General features: G+C 32.5%; 16 protein-coding genes. All 16 read left to right on the top strand.

Annotated elements, in window-relative coordinates:
• Nucleotides 1-15: 15 nt before the first annotated feature.
• The 16 genes from AABJ51_RS13605 to AABJ51_RS13530 are packed head-to-tail and all read left to right on the top strand — an operon-like array spanning nt 16 to nt 16828.
• Nucleotides 16-2424, top strand: coding sequence for an SLBB domain-containing protein (locus AABJ51_RS13605; protein WP_338372939.1), 2409 nt, complete (start codon nt 16-18; stop codon nt 2422-2424).
• A 5-nt stretch (nt 2425-2429) separates the two neighbouring features.
• Nucleotides 2430-3500 carry a Wzz/FepE/Etk N-terminal domain-containing protein gene (locus tag AABJ51_RS13600; protein WP_338372938.1) on the top strand — a complete coding sequence of 357 codons (1071 nt, stop codon included), beginning with the start codon at nt 2430-2432 and terminating at the stop codon, nt 3498-3500.
• A 1-nt stretch (nt 3501) separates the two neighbouring features.
• Nucleotides 3502-4392, top strand: a complete 891-nt coding sequence (rfbA, locus tag AABJ51_RS13595) for a glucose-1-phosphate thymidylyltransferase RfbA (RefSeq protein ID WP_026626615.1) — start codon at nt 3502-3504, stop codon at nt 4390-4392.
• A complete protein-coding gene (gene rfbC / locus AABJ51_RS13590; protein ID WP_338372937.1) occupies nt 4389-4958 on the top strand; it encodes a dTDP-4-dehydrorhamnose 3,5-epimerase in 570 nt (189 codons plus the stop codon). The genes rfbA and rfbC overlap by 4 nt, the downstream gene beginning before the upstream one ends.
• Nucleotides 4959-4960: 2 nt before the next feature.
• The gene (gene rfbD / locus AABJ51_RS13585) at nt 4961-5824 is read left to right on the top strand and encodes a dTDP-4-dehydrorhamnose reductase (protein ID WP_338372936.1); all 864 of its coding nucleotides are present in this window, start codon (nt 4961-4963) and stop codon (nt 5822-5824) included.
• A gap of 3 nt (nt 5825-5827) precedes the next feature.
• Complete coding sequence (gene rfbB / locus AABJ51_RS13580; RefSeq protein WP_338372935.1) at nt 5828-6889, top strand: dTDP-glucose 4,6-dehydratase; 1062 nt, start codon at nt 5828-5830, stop codon at nt 6887-6889.
• Nucleotides 6890-6906: 17 nt separating this feature from the next.
• Nucleotides 6907-8055 carry a sialidase family protein gene (locus AABJ51_RS13575; protein ID WP_338372934.1) on the top strand — a complete coding sequence of 383 codons (1149 nt, stop codon included), beginning with the start codon at nt 6907-6909 and terminating at the stop codon, nt 8053-8055.
• Between the two features lie 50 nt (nt 8056-8105).
• Entirely contained in the window at nt 8106-9635 is a 1530-nt protein-coding gene (locus tag AABJ51_RS13570) for an aldolase catalytic domain-containing protein (protein WP_338372933.1), read from the top strand.
• Nucleotides 9636-9638: 3 nt separating this feature from the next.
• Nucleotides 9639-10331, top strand: a complete 693-nt coding sequence (locus tag AABJ51_RS13565) for an acylneuraminate cytidylyltransferase family protein (protein ID WP_338372932.1) — start codon at nt 9639-9641, stop codon at nt 10329-10331.
• A 20-nt stretch (nt 10332-10351) separates the two neighbouring features.
• A complete protein-coding gene (locus AABJ51_RS13560) occupies nt 10352-11776 on the top strand; it encodes a lipopolysaccharide biosynthesis protein (protein WP_321577294.1) in 1425 nt (474 codons plus the stop codon).
• Nucleotides 11773-12630, top strand: a complete 858-nt coding sequence (locus tag AABJ51_RS13555; protein WP_338372931.1) for a hypothetical protein — start codon at nt 11773-11775, stop codon at nt 12628-12630. Before AABJ51_RS13560 ends, AABJ51_RS13555 begins: the two co-directional genes overlap by 4 nt.
• Complete coding sequence (locus AABJ51_RS13550) at nt 12627-13307, top strand: CatB-related O-acetyltransferase (protein ID WP_338372930.1); 681 nt, start codon at nt 12627-12629, stop codon at nt 13305-13307. Before AABJ51_RS13555 ends, AABJ51_RS13550 begins: the two co-directional genes overlap by 4 nt.
• Nucleotides 13294-14028 (top strand): glycosyltransferase family 2 protein, encoded by a 735-nt coding sequence (locus AABJ51_RS13545; RefSeq protein ID WP_338372929.1) that lies wholly within the window; start codon nt 13294-13296, stop codon nt 14026-14028. Before AABJ51_RS13550 ends, AABJ51_RS13545 begins: the two co-directional genes overlap by 14 nt.
• 2 nt (nt 14029-14030) lie before the next feature.
• On the top strand, nt 14031-15317 hold the full coding sequence (locus tag AABJ51_RS13540; protein WP_338372928.1) for an O-antigen polymerase: 1287 nt from the start codon (nt 14031-14033) through the stop codon (nt 15315-15317).
• On the top strand, nt 15293-16123 hold the full coding sequence (locus tag AABJ51_RS13535) for a glycosyltransferase (RefSeq protein WP_338372927.1): 831 nt from the start codon (nt 15293-15295) through the stop codon (nt 16121-16123). The genes AABJ51_RS13540 and AABJ51_RS13535 overlap by 25 nt, the downstream gene beginning before the upstream one ends.
• A gap of 3 nt (nt 16124-16126) precedes the next feature.
• Complete coding sequence (locus tag AABJ51_RS13530) at nt 16127-16828, top strand: glycosyltransferase (protein ID WP_338372926.1); 702 nt, start codon at nt 16127-16129, stop codon at nt 16826-16828.
• The last annotated feature ends 3 nt before the right edge of the window (nt 16829-16831 follow it).

Below are 16831 nucleotides of genomic sequence, written 5' to 3'. Positions count from 1 at the left end.
AAGTTATAAAATCAGATGAAGAAAATTATTTTCTCTTTTTTTCTTTTATTAAGTTATGCTGGTTCTGTATTGGCTCAAATGTCCGATCAGCAAGTGGCAGACTATGTGAAGCAGGAGTATGCTAAAGGAACTTCGCAGCAGGTTATTGCAACAAGTCTGCTCCAAAAAGGGGTTACCAAAAGCCAATTGGAAAGAATTAAGCAACAATACGAAAAAGAACAGACTTCTACAGATATCAGTAGTAAAAGCAGTCAGTCTTTAAGTCAGCAGAGACGTGAAAATCCGCAGGAAGACATGGCAGTCGGGGCTTTAGATGAAATAAGCACAGAGGCTACTTCAGTTGGAGAAGTTTCTGATCAGGAAAAAGTTTTTGGACGTAATATTTTTAATAACAAGAATCTCTCATTTAGTCCGAATGTGAATATTCCGACTCCGTTAGATTATCGTCTGGGACCCGGAGATGAGGTTGTTATTAATATATGGGGTGTTTCTCAGACTACACTTCAACAAACCATATCATCCGAAGGAAGTATTACAGTTGATCGTTTAGGTCCGGTATTTCTTAATGGAATGACTATCAAAGAAGCAAATGATTTTGTGCAGAGAAAATTCTCTTCCATTTATGCCGGAGTAGGTGCTGATGGTGGTGCTTCGCAAATAAAATTGACTCTTGGACAAATCCGTACTATTCAGGTAAATGTTTGGGGTGAAGTTGCTGTTCCCGGAACTTATTCGCTTTCTTCGCTTTCTTCTGTTTTTCATGCATTATATAGGGCTGGAGGAATTAATAATATAGGATCATTGCGTTCTGTTAAATTATATAGAAACAATAAGCTGTTAAAAGAGCTTGATATTTATAAGTATCTGTTGGATGGGAAACTCAATGATGATATTCGTTTAATGGATAATGATGTTATCGTTGTACCTCCTTATGTTTCTCTTGTGGATATATCCGGAGAGGTGAAACGTCCGATGTATTATGAAATGACAGGTAAAGAGTCTTTAGCTACATTAATTAACTATGCAGGAGGCTTTACCGGAGATGCTTATACTAAAAAGCTAAGAATAGTACGAGGAACAGGAACAGAAAAGAAAATATTCACGGTAGATGAAAACGAATTTGCCTCTTTTATTTTGAAAGATAAAGATGTTGTGACAATCGCTACCGGATTAGACCTGTTTGATAATAGGGTTGAAATCAAAGGAGCTGTATACAGATCAGGTTATTACGAGATTGGTAAAAAAATAAATACAATTAAAGATCTTATTACGGCTGCAGATGGTATCAGAGGAGATGCTTTCTTAAATAGAGCTGTGCTGACCCGCGAAAAAGAAGATTTGACAACAGAGGTTATCTCGGTTGATATTAGAAAATTACTTTATGAAAACGGACAGGACATAGTACTTCGTAAAAATGATATTTTGTATATTCCTGCTTTAAGTGATCTTAAAGAGTTCGGCGATTTTGTTGTGCATGGAGAGGTTGCCCGTCCCGGAAATTATCAATATGCAGATAATACTACATTAGAAGATCTGATCGTTCAGGCAGGAGGTTTATTAGAATCAGCTTCTATCGTGAGGGTGGATGTTGCCCGTCGTATTATTGATCCTAACAGTATGACTATTGGACGGTCTTTATCTGATAATTATTCTTTTGGAATTAAAGATGGATTGGTTATTGACGGAGAACAAGGCTTTATCCTGAAGCCTTATGATCAAGTTTATGTCAGAAGAAGTCCAGGATATCATGAACAGCAGAATGTGGCTATAGCTGGAGAGTTGTTATTCCCGGGAACTTATGCATTGAATAAAAAAACAGAAAGAATCTCTGATCTTGTGAAGAGAGCAGGAAATCTGACTCCGGATGCTTTTGCCCGAGGAGCTAGACTTGTCCGTCAACGTTCCGATGAAGAACAGTTCAGGTCTCAGGCTGCTTTAAAAGTAGCTAATCAAGGTGGAAAGGACTCTATATCTGTGAAAACTCTCGACTTGGCATCTACATATAATGTGGGGATAGAGCTGGATAAAGCCTTAGCTAATCCAGGATCAGATTATGATCTGGTGCTGCGTAGTGGAGACAGATTAATCGTACCCGAATATGACAATACAGTAAAAATAAATGGAGCAGTGATGTATCCCAATACAGTTGTATATAAGAAAGGAGAGAAATTATCTTATTATATAAATCAGGCCGGAGGATATACAGACAATGCAAAGAAAAGCAGATCATTCGTTATATATATGAACGGAACGGTTAGTAAAATTAAAGGATCTGACCGAAATGCAATACAGCCGGGAAGTGAAATTATAATACCAAGTAAAGAGCAAGCTCGACGTATGTCTATGGCTGAAATTCTGAGTTTAGGATCAAGTGTTACGTCTATGGCTAGTTTGATCGGAGTATTAATCAATACAATGAAATAAAGGTAATGGGAACAGACGTAAATAAAAATACTTCAGAAGAAAAAGAAATAGATCTGATCGAGATAGGAAAGAAACTTTGGGATAAACGAAAGTTTATTCTAAAAGTTTCAGGTGTCGGTTTGCTTATAGGTATTATTATTGCTTTTAGTATTCCGAAAGAATATTCTACAACGGTAATATTAGCTCCGGAATCAAAAGAAGGTGGTTCTTTAGGAAATGCTGGTGCTTTAGCTGCCATGGCCGGTATAAATCTGAGTGGCAACAGTACTTCTGGAGATTTATCCAGTGATATTTACCCTAATATAATGGAATCAACTCCTTTTATCTTAGGTTTATCTCGAATACATGTCTCTGATTCTAACGAAAAGATAGATGCTACTCTTTTTTCTTACATAAATAATGACCAAAAATCAGCTTGGTGGACTTATATATTAGGAACACCTAAATTAGTAACTGGCCTCTTTTCTTCAAAAAAGGAAGAAAAGCCGTCCGGGGAAAATAAGCTGATATTGACAAGAGATGAAATTGAAGTGATTGAGAATATTAAGAATCGTGCAACTATATCTATTGATAAGAAAACAGGAGTTATAACCTTGATTTCTGTCATGCAGAGTCCTGTAGTTTCAGCAACTGTTGCGGATACATTAACTTCTTATCTGCAGTCTTATATAATAAAGTATAGAACAGAAAAAGCAAGAGCTGATCTGGCTTTTGCCGAAAAGCTTTATAATGAATCTAAAATTGATTATAATAAAGCACAACAAAAATATGCAGATTACTTAGATAGAAATCAAAATGTGATTTTAGCAAGTTATCGTGTAAATCAGGAGAAATTGCAAAATGAGGTAACCCTTGCTTATAATGTATATAATCAGGTTGCTCAACAGCTGCAAGTAGCCAAAGTTAAAGTGCAGGATCAGACACCTGTTTATACTGTGATTCAACCGGCTATAATACCATTGATTCCAATTAAACCCAATAAGAAATTAATTGTGATAGGTTTTATTTTTGTATTTGCAGTCACTAGTTGTGGATATATTTTAGGAAAAGACTTTTTGAATAATTTAAAATCATAATATGAAAGGGATAGTTTTAGCCGGAGGATCCGGTACACGTCTGTATCCAATAACTAAAGGAGTCAGTAAGCAGCTTTTGCCTGTTTACGATAAGCCCATGATTTATTATCCGGTGTCTGTTTTAATGTTGGCTGGTATTCGTGAGATATTGATTATCTCAACACCAACTGATCTGCCCGGATTTAAAAGATTGTTAGGTGATGGCAGTGATTATGGGGTGAAATTTGAATATGCAGAACAACCGTCTCCCGATGGCCTAGCTCAGGCGTTTATTATCGGAGAAAAATTTATCGGAGATGATTCTGTATGTCTTGTATTAGGGGATAATATCTTCTATGGACATGGTCTCACAGAAATGTTGAAAAATGCTGTTAAAACAGCAGAGAATGAAAATAAAGCTACTGTTTTTGGATATTGGGTGAGTGATCCAGAACGCTATGGTGTTGCCGAATTTGATAAGCAAGGCAATGTCTTAAGCATAGAGGAAAAACCCGAAGATCCTAAATCAAATTATGCCGTGGTAGGTTTATATTTTTACCCTAACAAAGTTGTGGATGTGGCTAAAAATATAAAACCATCGGCAAGAGGTGAGCTCGAAATAACGACTGTTAATCAAGAATTTTTGAATGATCAGGAGTTAAAAGTTCAGTTGTTGGGCAGAGGTTTTGCCTGGTTGGATACCGGAACACACGATTCGTTAAGTGAGGCAAGTGTTTTTGTGGAGGTTTTGGAAAAACGCCAAGGTTTGAAAATAGCCTGTTTAGAGAGCATTGCTTTCGATCAAGGATGGATTACTGCCGAGAAGATGGAAGAGTTAGCTCAACCGATGATTAAGAATCAGTATGGGCAATATTTGATAAAGACTGTAAACGAATCAAAAAAGAAAAAATGAATATAATAAAAACTGACATAGAAGGAGTTGTAATTCTTGAACCAAGAGTTTTCAAAGACGATAGGGGATATTTTATGGAATCTTTCTCAAAAAAATTCTTTGATACAGAAGTTTGCAAAACAGAATTTGTACAAGACAACGAATCAAAATCTTCATATGGAGTTCTGAGAGGATTACACTTTCAAAAACCACCGTATGCGCAGTCCAAACTGGTGAGAGTTGTAAAAGGCTCTGTATTGGATGTTGCCGTTGATATTCGTAATGGATCTCCTACATTCGGTCAGCATGTTGCCGTAGAACTTACAGAAGACAATAAACGTCAGTTCTTTGTACCAAGGGGCTTTGCTCACGGTTTTGTCGTGCTAAGTGAAGAAGTTATCTTTCAGTATAAGTGTGATAATTTTTATGCACCACAAAATGAAGGAGCTATTGCATGGAACGACCCTGCATTGAATATCGATTGGAAAATAGCAGATGATAAAATAATCCTTTCGGAAAAAGATAAAAATCATCCGGTATTATCAGATGCCGAATGGTTGTTTGATTATAACGAAAAGCTCTATTGATTATGAACATACTTATAACAGGAGCTAACGGACAATTGGGTAATGAAATGAGATTGTTATCCCGAGAGAGTCATAAAGACTCTTATTTCTTTACAGATGTAGCAGAGTTGAATATCACAAACCTACTAGATATACGTGCTTTCGTAAAGTTAAATAATATTCATGTTATTGTAAATTGCGCAGCATATACTAATGTCGATAAAGCCGAAGATGATGTCGAAATGTGTGATTTGATAAACAATAAAGCAGTTGAATATTTAGCTATTGTTGCAAAAGAGCATGACTGTGTATTAGTACATGTATCTACCGATTATGTTTTCTCAGGAAAAGGAAATCTACCTTGTACCGAAGAACAGGTAACATCTCCTTTGGGGGTTTATGGAAAAACAAAATTAGAAGGAGAAGATGCTATTCGGAGCGTAGGGTGCAAATATCTTATTTTCAGAACAGCTTGGCTTTACTCCGAATTCGGAAATAATTTTGTTAAAACCATGATTCGGCTAACAACTGAGAAAGATTCTCTTAAGGTTGTTTTCGATCAGGTCGGTTCACCGACTTATGCCGGAGATTTGGCAAAACTGATCTTTTCTCTTATAGAGAAGAGACAATACGAACAACATCAGGGAATATACCATTTCAGTAACGAGGGGGTATGTTCGTGGTATGATTTAGCGAAGGAAATATCATTTATAGCTGGAACGGATTGTGACATACAGCCTTGTCATTCGGATGAATTTCCGAGTAAGGTAACACGACCTGCTTTTTCCGTATTGGATAAGACGAAAGTCAAGAGAGATTTTCAATTCGAAGTGCCTTATTGGAAGGTGTCATTAACCAAATGTATCAATAAACTTAAAAACAACTGAAAGATGAATTTTACCCGTAATATATTAATAACAGGAGGAGCTGGTTTTATAGGCTCTCATGTGGTACGTTTATTTGTAAATAAATATCCGGATTATCATATAATAAATCTGGACAAACTTACTTATGCCGGAAATTTAGCTAACCTGACGGATATTGAAGATAAGCCTAATTACACTTTTGTTAAAGCTGATATTTGCGACTTTAATCAGATATTGGATATTTTCAAAAAATATGAAATAGACAATGTGATACATTTGGCGGCCGAAAGCCATGTTGATAGAAGTATCAAGGATCCATTTACATTTGCTCAGACTAATGTTATGGGTACATTATCGTTATTGCAGGCAGCAAAAGAATTATGGACTGCTCCTTATACCAATAATCGCTTTTATCATATTTCAACAGATGAAGTGTACGGAACTTTGGAGTTTGATGGAACCTTCTTTACCGAAGATACAAAGTATGACCCACACAGTCCATACTCGGCAAGTAAGGCTAGCAGTGATCACTTTGTTCGTGCTTTCCATGATACTTATGGTTTACCTATAATTGTTACTAACTGCAGTAATAATTATGGACCATACCAATTTCCCGAAAAACTAATACCTCTATTTATAAACAATATCAGACATAAAAAGCCGTTACCCGTATATGGAAAAGGTGAGAATGTCCGTGATTGGCTCTATGTAGTAGATCATGCTCGTGCTATTGATGTGATTTTCCATAAAGGAGACATTGCTGATACTTATAATATCGGAGGTTTTAACGAATGGAAAAATATCGATTTGATAAAAGTTATTATTAAAACTGTAGACCGTTTGTTGGGATATGCCGAAGGAACATCTGACTCTTTAATCACATACGTAGCAGACCGAGCAGGGCATGACTTACGCTATGCTATCGATTCTAATAAACTAAAGAATGAGTTAGGATGGGAACCTTCTTTACAGTTCGAAGAAGGAATTGAGAAAACAGTACAATGGTATCTGGATAATCAAGAATGGATGGATAACGTAACATCAGGCGATTATCAGGAATATTATAAGAAGATGTATAAGGCATAAATTAGGTCCTTTAAATTATGAAAGCTTTAATATATTTCTTATCTATATTTTTATTTTCATGTGCATCAGATGATTTGATATCTCAGGTACCTGAGCCAGTAGATTATGAGAATTCTCCTTATGTTAATATGGGAGTCGCTTTTGAGAGTAATGATAAAACTCAATTATTATATGGAACACATTCTAGTTGGACTCATGCAAACGTTGCATATGACCATTCTTTAGATAAAGTTCTTGTTTTTTATGATATAAAAGATGGGCATACTTTAATTCATAATCGAGTTGCTATGAGATTTAAAGATGTTGAAGGAGGATTCAGTAATCTTATTGTTGTAGCAGATCGTGAACAGGAAGGTATTAGTTGTAAAACCCAAGCTAGTGGAATTGCTGCTAATGGGGATTATATTTCTTTAGTTGCTTTATTTAATAATTCAGATGGCTCAATAATAGGTAATAGTATTTATCGTTCTCGTAATAAAGGTAAAACTTGGTCTGCAACGGAAATGTTTGTTAACAAAGAAAGAGTCAAAGCTTATAATGGAGATGTGACTGGTTTTTTGGTTTTGAAAAGTGGCCGGATTTTAACTTGGGCATGTCATCCTATAACAAGAAGGGTACGTGTTTTTTATTCTGATGATAATGCAGCTATATGGAATCTAGCTTCGATCCCGGAATGCTATAAACATACAGAGCCAGCTTGGGGTGAATTATCAGATGGAACAATAATATGTTACCTACGAAGTACTGTTGGGGATGCAGGTTATTCAAAGAAGGTTCCAGCTTATTTTACCAGAAGTTTTGATGGTGGACTTACATGGGAGTTACCTGTTCCATCAAAATCTATTCTCAATATGAATGAGGCTAATGGACAGTTGATTTTTTATAAAAAACCTAAAACAGTAGAATTTTTATATCATAGTAGATTTCCAGAAGGAGATGGTTATTCGAGCCTTTTTCTTTCTATAGCTTCTGAAGAAGATGCTAAAAATGATAAAATGGGAGAATCTTTAAGGATTCTGAAATTACCTATGCAAAATGGATCATATAATGGAGATAGTGGCTATATTGGAGGATGCAAATCTAAAACAGGTATTGTTACTGCATTTTATTATTCAGGAAGTTATTCAAATGCTAATATATATTATTTAATAAAACCTAAACCTTAAATTCTTAATTAAGGATTTATGAAAATTATGTTTATATAAAATATAAAAAGATGAAGATTTTAGATTGTACACTTCGTGATGGAGGTTATTATACCAATTGGGATTTTGATAAAAATATTGTCAACAGATATATTGAAGCAACTAATGTTTTACCTATTGATTATTTAGAGATAGGATATAGAAGCATACCATCTTCTTCATATTTAGGAAAATATGCTTATTGTCCTAAATATGAGATATTGGATATTCGTAATAAAAGTGCAAAAAAACTCTCTATAATGTTGAATGAAAAAGATGTTCGTCCAGCACATTTAGAGATTTTAACAAAACCTTTAAAGGGAATAATAGACATGGTCAGAATGGCCATAGATCCTAAAAATATTGTGAGGGCTATTGATTTAGCAGAAGCATTAAAAGAACAGGGCTTTGAGGTTGGCTTTAATGTCATGTATATGTCTAAATGGATTGAATACAAAGATTTTATGCGACAGATTAACAATATTAATAATATTGTTGATGTATTTTGTATGGTTGATTCTTTTGGAGGAATAACGCCTCATGAAGTTGGAAATATTATTAATCTGGTAAGATCTAATACTTCTGTACCTATTGGTTTTCATGGACATAATAATCTAGAATTAGGATTAATCAACACATTGGTCGCCATTGATAATAATGTTGATTTTGTTGATGCTACTGTGTTAGGAATGGGACGTGGTGCAGGTAATTTAAAGATTGAATTACTTCTTACATATTTAAGTAAACACTATAATTTAAATGTAGATTTTAATGCTTTAGGAAATTTAATTTCAGCATTTCATCCTTTGTTTGAGAAGTACCAATGGGGTACAAATCTGCCATACATGATATCGGGTGCGAATTCTTTTCCGCAAAAAGATGTTATGGACATGGTTAGCAATAGATTATGTTCTTTTAATAGTATAGTGAGAGTTCTTGAGAATAAAAAAGCGAACGTTGAGGATAATGAAAAATTCCCTGTTTTTAAAAATCGCAGAGCTGAAAATGTGCTGATTGTAGGAGGAGGAGAAAATGTGAAAAAACATATTGATGGTATTCAGGAATTTATTAATAGTAAAGATGATATCACCATTATTCATGCAAGTTCTAGAAATGCATCTAATTTTAAGTTCATCGATACACCTCAAATATTTTGTTTAGTGGGTAATGAAGGGCAGCGAATTGAAGAAGCTTTTAATGGATTTAATTCTTTTGTAGGTACATGTATACTTCCTCCGTTTCCTCGTAAAATGGGAACTGAAGTTCCATCTTTAGTTCATGAAAAAACTTTTGAACTAAATTCGATAGAATTTACTGATGAATATCAAGACTCTTGTACATCTTTGGCCTTTCAGATAGCTTTAGATATGCAGGCCAAGAATATATTTGTGATAGGATATGATGGTTATCCTGATGGTCTTATGACCTCTAAAGAGAAAGATTTAACTAATGAGAATGAATATATATTATCTGCGTTTAGCTCTTATTATAGAGAAAAGGTAGTATCATTAACCCCAACGGTTTATGATATGAAAATTCAATCCCTTTACCAAGATTTATAGTATATGAAAAAAGAAAAGGTTGCATTCTTTTTACCTACAAGAAAAGGTAGTCAAAGAGTGAAGAATAAGAATACTAGACCCTTTGCTAATATTGAGGGAGGACTATTAGAAGTAAAGCTCATTCAATTATTAGAGAGTAAAAATATTGATGAAATAATATTATCCACTAATGATGATGAGTGTATTCGAATTGCTAATAAATTTTTAAGTAAGGATGCACGTTTAAGAATAGATAAGCGACCAGATTACCTTTGTGTTGATACGACTAATCTACAGGACTTAATAGAGTATGTTCCGAGTATTAGCGATGCAGATCATATTTTATGGGGGCATGTAACAACTCCAATTGCAGGAGCAGAAGAATATGACAAAGCAATAGAATTGTATTTATCTAAATTATCGGATGGTGCTGATTCATTAATTAGTGTTGTAGAATTAAAGAATTTCCTTTTAAATAAAAAAGGTAAATTGATAAATAACTCGACAGATTTACCGTGGCCCCGTACACAGGATCTTGATTCTCTTTATGAAATTAATCATGTTATGTTTATAGCCAAGCGTGAAATTTATGAAAGGGATAAAAATAGAATTGGAAATACACCTATTATTCACGTAATGAGTAAGATAAAGTCTTTTGATATTGATTGGCAAGAAGATTTCGAAATTGCTGAAATGATTTATAAAAGTTGTTATTAAAATAACAAATAATTTTAATTGTGAGTAAATACAGTCGTTTAGGCAAAAATACAGCTTTAGTTTTTGTTGGTAATATTGGTAGTAAAATGATATCCCTATTAATGCTGCCTTTTTATACAACATGGCTGTCTGTTGCCGATTACGGTGCTACAGATTTAATTTCAGTATATGTAACGTTTTTGTTAAGTATAGTAACATGTTGTTTATCTGAAGCTATTTTTATTTTTCCAAAAGATCAGGAAGTAGAAAAGCAGAAAGAATATTTTTCTTCAGGATTAATTTTTTCTGCTATATGTTTTATAATTGTTGGTTTTTTATTTGCTCTTACTAAACAAATATTTCAGACATACCAAATTTCAAATACTTTTACGGATTATACTTGGTTTATATGGGGAATGATTGTATCGACGTTTTTACAAGCTTATATTCAGCAATTCTCACGGAGTATTGATAAAGTAAGAGTATATGCTCTTTCTGGAATTGTTTTAACAGCTTTAACAGCTTTATTTTCATTCGTTTTGATACCAAAATTTGGATTGTTTGGTTATTTATATGCTCAAATACTATCTCTTCTTCTTTCTGGTTTATATACTTTTTTGGCGATAAAAGGTTTTCAATATTTTTCTATTTATATAAAATCTATTTCCTCGTGTCATGAAATGCTAAAGTATTCTATGCCCTTAATTCCTAATGGAATTATGTGGTGGTTAGTTGGAGCTTTAAATCGTCCCATAATGGAAGATAAATTAGGATTGGATGCTGTTGGGCTTTTTGCAGTAGCAAATAAATTTCCGTCTATAATAATAATGTTGTTCACGGTGTTTATATTTTCCTGGCAAATATCAGTAATAGAAGAATTTAAAAAAGAAGGGTATAAAGAATTCTATAATAAAATATTAAGAATGCTTTTTATGGGATTAACCTTTCTTTCTTGTTTAATAGCAATTTTTAGTAAGCTGATAATTTCTGTTATGGCAAATGAAAAATTTTATGACGCATGGAAGTATGTGCCAATTTTATGTATTGCTGTCCTTTTTTCATCTCTTTCTGGATTTGTAGGAACTAATTTTTCTGCAACAAGAGAGAGTAAATATTATTTTTATTCTAGTATCTGGGGAGCTTTAGCCAGTATATTATTCAATTTTATATTAATTCCTCGTTATGGACTATGGGGCGTATCATTAGCAGTTGTTTTATCGTATATGGTGATGGCTATTTCTCGTATCATTTATTCCTGGAAATATGTTCAAATTGATAATGCATTTTCCTATTTAGCTATGCTAATAATTAATGTGTGTGTTATTTCTGTTACTTATTATATCGATAGTATATTGTTGAGATTTATTGCTTTTAGTGCATTATTTCTTACATTTCTTCTAATAAATAAAAGTTTATATCCGGATTTGAAAAATCTATTTAGAACATTATTTAATAAAATCAAATGATCAGACAAATAATTAAATTTGTAAAAGATACCGTAAATTGTTTTTTCTTTTTAATAAGGATTTTAGTTAATGGAAATTTGAAAAATCCGTTAAAAAGAAATTGTCAAGGAAGGACTATAGCTATTTTAGCAAATGGTCCTTCATTAAAGGATGTATTAGATAAATTAGAAAAAGATGAAGAGTTTAAGAATATTGATTTTATTGTTTTGAATTTTTTTGCATTCGAGGATATTTTCTTTAAAATTAAACCAAAACATTATTGTTTTGCAGATCCCATGTTTTTTCATCAGAATCACAAAAAGGATATTGTCCAAAAGTTATTCGATGTAATGGAAAATCGTATTGATTGGGATATAAATATTTATATCCCATCGACCGGATTTACAGATTTCTTGGAGTATAGTAAATTAAAAAATAGCTATTTACATATAGTAAAAATGAATGTTACTGAATATTCGGGTTATGAGTCTTTTCGTCATATATTTTATAAAAAAGGATTGGCAATGCCTAGAATTGGAACAGTGGCTAATTTAGCTATATTCGTTGCTCTAAATAAAGGTTATTCATATGTTCATTTATATGGGGTCGATCATACATTCTTTGATTCATTATGTATAAATAAGAATAATATTTTATGTAATAAGGATGTTCATTTTTATGATAGTAATGATGTTGATCTAAAGCCTATTTTAAGAAATGATAATGATATACCTTGGAAGATCAGTGAATATATTGAGGCTATCTCATATATGTTTAGCAGTCATGATTTGTTGGCTGCATATGCTCAGTATTTAAATATTGAAATTTTGAATTATACTCAATGTTCAATGATTGATAGCTATAATAGAATATGAAATCATTTTTTAGAAACATACCAATTATTAATTGGGCAATCTGGCGGATAAAAGTATGGATATTACTCTGGAAAAATAGAGGAAAGAATATAAAAATAAAGTTAGGTGCCAGATTATCAGAAGTCGTGTTGTCAGATTATAATACTTTCTATGAGAATTCTTTAGTTATAAATTCTTCTATAGGCCGATTTGTTTATGTTTCATTTGATACATGTATATCTAATGCTGAAATTGGTTCTTTTTGCTCAATTGGTCCCCGTTGTTTAATTGGTATGGGGGATCATCCGACTAATCAGGTGTCAACTTTTCCTGCGTTTTTTTCTCCATTGAAACAGTGTATCAAGACTTTTGTCGAAAAGACAGCTTTATTTGAAGAGTCTCTTCCTGTTAAAATAGGGAATGATGTTTGGATTGGAGCTAATGTTACTATATTGAATGGTGTCTCTATTGGGTCAGGGGCTATTATTGCAGCAGGAGCTGTAGTTACAAAAGATGTTGCTCCTTATGCGATTGTTGGAGGAGTACCTGCAAAGCATATAAAGTATCGTTTTGATGAAGATCAAATAAATTTTTTATTGGATTTTCAGTGGTGGAATAAAGATATAAATTGGTTGGCTGAAAACTCTGGCCTATTTGTTAATCCTAATAATTTATTTGAAAAGTATGGAGAGTTCTGAATTTCCTTTAATTTCAGTTGTAACAGTTACATATAATGCAGAAACTGTATTAGAGGAGACAATATTGTCTGTGGTTAATCAAACCTATTCTAATATTGAATATCTAATAATTGATGGGGGGTCTACTGATAGAACTTTAGATATTGTAAAAGATTATCAGGATAAAGTAACCCATTGGATTAGTGAACCCGATAAAGGAATTTATGATGCAATGAATAAGGCGACTCGAATTGCATCAGGAGATTGGCTTATTTTTATGAATGCAGGAGATGTGTTTTTTGAAAAAAACATATTAGAAAAATGTATTCTCAAGATGACAAATTTCAATGCTTTATACTATGGGGATGTATATATGTCTGAAATAAGGAAGCTATATTGGGGGCGATTTTCTAAATTTAAATTGGCTGTTGGGAATATCTGTCATCAAGGAATATTTTATCCACGTATAATCTATACATGTAATGAATATGACTTGACCTATAAAGTTTATGCGGATTATTACTATAATGTATCTATATATCGATCATGTCAATTTATCTTTTTAAATGAAACTATTGCGAAATATGATTTTTGTGGTTTTAGTTCTTTTTCTAGAGATGAACCTTTTGAAAAGATTATTGGCCATACTATTTTAGTTAATCTTGGTTTTTTTGCATACATCACACGTAAATTGTATTGGTCATTAATTCGTATTAAAAGACTTATCTTAAGGAATAAATAACTATGTCTTATTATGAATTTTCTGTTTTTCTTGCGGAGAATGTGGATACTTATATTAAGTGTCTACTTTTTTCTGTCTTAATATATTCAGTGATACTGTATAGACACTCTTTATCTATTTTTGAACCATTGACTTTTGTTTTTCTTGGATCAATGTTCGGTTTCTCTGTGATTTTATTGTTGCATCAAACGGATCAGATTTCTCAATACTATTTTTTTCAATATTTATTCTCTCAAATAGCCTTTTTTATAGGTTTTCTCTGTTTTAAAGTAACAAAAAATAACATTATTCAACGAGATGCCAACATTGAGACTCCTTCAGGGAATCAATTATTTTATTGGTATCTCATCATTTCTTCTTGTTTTATTATAATGAATCTGGTTATTTATAAAGTTTCAGGTATTCCTTTATTTTCTGAGTATAGATTGGCTGTTGGAACAGGAGGTGGATTAGGGCTTTTAAAGCGTGTCTTACGAATTGTTACTCCAGCAAGTTGTTATTTATCTTTCTATTTTCTTTTTAGTTCTAAGCAGAGATATAGATTTTGTGCAATTATTGTTTTGCTTTTCCACTGTATTGTAACTATTCTTTCAGGAAGTAAGAGTGCATTTTTTTCTATTTTACAATTATTTTTCTTGTATTGTATATTAAACCGGAATACCTCTGGTAGAGTTCTCGCCATTTTTAAAAAGTATCAGCTTTATATAATACTCATAGCAGTATTTATGTCAATCCTTACTATTATTATTCAGGGAAATATGGCATTTCGAGAATCTTTTGCTGCACTATTATTTCGTTTTGTTTCTTTTGGTGACACATATTATATGGCTTATCCTTCAGCATTGATCGAATATTTATCTAAAGCAGACTTTATAACAGTATTCTTTGGTGACTTATTAAGAACAATTAGAATTTTTACTGAGGATATGGCTCCTCCTGGTATTGGATTTGAATTATATAATCTCGCAAATAAATCTGTTGATGCTTTTGCTGGACCAAATCCGCGTCATAATATATATGGATATGTCAATTTTGGTTTTTGGGGTGGAATCTTATTCTCTTTAGGCTGTGGTCTGATATTATCTTTTACAAGGAGGTCTCTTTTTTCTACAAATCTGAATATAACACAAGACCGGAAAATATTAATTTTATTATGTTACTTGTCAGTTGTTTCAGTCGAAACGGATCCACCTTCAACAATAATGTATCTTAATAATATAATATTAATATATCCTATATTATTACTAATAAATAACTTATTAACATGTTTGTCAAAGAAGCGAATCTGAAAGTTTTGGTTGTAATTGTTTTGTATAATGAGTCTTTACTTGAGTCGAAGACTTATAATACATTATTATGTGATTCTATTGATTATGACGAAATATTTATTTATGATAATTCTCCAGTAAAACAAGAAGTTCCTTCTTTATCGAAAAAGTATCAATATATACATTATCCAGATAATCCAGGATTGAGTAAAGTGTATAACGAGGCTGCAAATTATGCTGCTACAAAGGGTATTGATTGGCTATTATTGTTAGATCAGGATACATCTTTTCCAAAAGGGGCTTGGAGTTCATATTTACAGGCTGTAGAAAAATTTCCTTATATTAAAATGTTTACACCACGGCATATCATAAAATCAGGGCGTTTCATATCTCCTGTTCCTTATATATATAGATTTGCTTGTTCAAAAACTTTTGTCCCCATAGGTATAGCTTCTTTTGAAAAGTTTATTCCTATAAATAGTGGTATGCTAGTCAATGTACAGGCTTTTATTGAGGTTGGTGGATATAATGAGGCTGTAACTTTAGATTTTTCAGATACACAATTTGTAGAAAGATTTACATCTAAATATAAAGAGTTTTATATTTTGGATTGTATTTGTTCTCAAGATTTTTCGGCTGAAACTACAAATTTTACCTCATTGTTAAATCGGTTTGAAATCTTTTGTAAATGTGCTCGTAATTGTCAAAAAAACAGATTGGTAGATAAAATTCAGTATTTTTTAGTGGTCTTAAAAAGAACGATTTCTTTATCTGTTAAATGTAAGAAAGTTGTATTTCTTCGGTATTTTTTTAAATATTATTTGTAAGGTATGATTAGCGTTTGTATAGCCACTTACAATGGCGCAAAATATATAAAAGAGCAACTTGAATCTATATTAAAGCAATTATCGGCAGAAGATGAAATTATAATATCCGATGATAGTTCTTCTGATGAGACATTGAAAATTATTGACGATTTACGAGATGTACGGATAAAGGTATACCCTAATAACAAGTTTTCATCTCCAATATTTAATTTTGAGAATGCTCTTAAAAAGGTTAACGGCGATTATGTTTTTCTTTCAGATCAAGATGATATTTGGTTACCCAATAAAGTTGAAAAAATGATGAAAGAATTGCTGCACTCAGATCTTTGTTTTTCAAATGCCATGATTGTTGATGAGAATTTAGCTGAAGTAGAACTATTATATAATAAGACAAATAACTTGGGGTTTATAAATAATATTCTCAAGAATAAATTTATAGGTGCTACTATCGCTTTTAAAGCTTCTCTTTTAGAGACAGCTCTTCCTTTTCCTAAATATATCCCCATGCATGATCAATGGCTAGGATTGCTTGCTGAAGTAACAGGAAAGACATTCTATCTTTCTGAACCTTTGATTCTATATAGACGACATACACAGAATGCGTCTTCCACGGGATCTCATAGTAATTACAGTGTACAATCAAAAATAGCATTTAGGGTTAATATTATCAGAGCTTTACTTTCTAGATTAATTTTGTCAAGATAACAG

The organism is Indolivaga capnocytophagoides, from assembly GCF_036511535.1.
Taxonomy (GTDB): domain Bacteria; phylum Bacteroidota; class Bacteroidia; order Bacteroidales; family Dysgonomonadaceae; genus Dysgonomonas_A; species Dysgonomonas_A capnocytophagoides.
Note: the sequence above shows the minus strand (reverse complement) of the source record. Positions and strands in the feature narration are given on the sequence as shown.

Bases quoted from the DNA above. Each gene is read 5' to 3' on its own strand.
- AABJ51_RS13600 (WP_338372938.1), top strand. From the start codon at position 2,430: ATGGGAACAGACGTAAATAAAAATACTTCAGAAGAAAAAGAAATAGAT.
- rfbC (WP_338372937.1), top strand. From the start codon at position 4,389: ATGAATATAATAAAAACTGACATAGAAGGAGTTGTAATTCTTGAACCA.
- AABJ51_RS13540 (WP_338372928.1), top strand. From the start codon at position 14,031: ATGTCTTATTATGAATTTTCTGTTTTTCTTGCGGAGAATGTGGATACT.
- AABJ51_RS13605 (WP_338372939.1), top strand. From the start codon at position 16: ATGAAGAAAATTATTTTCTCTTTTTTTCTTTTATTAAGTTATGCTGGT.
- rfbD (WP_338372936.1), top strand. From the start codon at position 4,961: ATGAACATACTTATAACAGGAGCTAACGGACAATTGGGTAATGAAATG.
- AABJ51_RS13570 (WP_338372933.1), top strand. From the start codon at position 8,106: ATGAAGATTTTAGATTGTACACTTCGTGATGGAGGTTATTATACCAAT.
- AABJ51_RS13555 (WP_338372931.1), top strand. From the start codon at position 11,773: ATGATCAGACAAATAATTAAATTTGTAAAAGATACCGTAAATTGTTTT.
- AABJ51_RS13575 (WP_338372934.1), top strand. From the start codon at position 6,907: ATGAAAGCTTTAATATATTTCTTATCTATATTTTTATTTTCATGTGCA.
- rfbA (WP_026626615.1), top strand. From the start codon at position 3,502: ATGAAAGGGATAGTTTTAGCCGGAGGATCCGGTACACGTCTGTATCCA.
- AABJ51_RS13530 (WP_338372926.1), top strand. From the start codon at position 16,127: ATGATTAGCGTTTGTATAGCCACTTACAATGGCGCAAAATATATAAAA.
- AABJ51_RS13535 (WP_338372927.1), top strand. From the start codon at position 15,293: ATGTTTGTCAAAGAAGCGAATCTGAAAGTTTTGGTTGTAATTGTTTTG.
- AABJ51_RS13550 (WP_338372930.1), top strand. From the start codon at position 12,627: ATGAAATCATTTTTTAGAAACATACCAATTATTAATTGGGCAATCTGG.
- AABJ51_RS13545 (WP_338372929.1), top strand. From the start codon at position 13,294: ATGGAGAGTTCTGAATTTCCTTTAATTTCAGTTGTAACAGTTACATAT.
- AABJ51_RS13565 (WP_338372932.1), top strand. From the start codon at position 9,639: ATGAAAAAAGAAAAGGTTGCATTCTTTTTACCTACAAGAAAAGGTAGT.
- rfbB (WP_338372935.1), top strand. From the start codon at position 5,828: ATGAATTTTACCCGTAATATATTAATAACAGGAGGAGCTGGTTTTATA.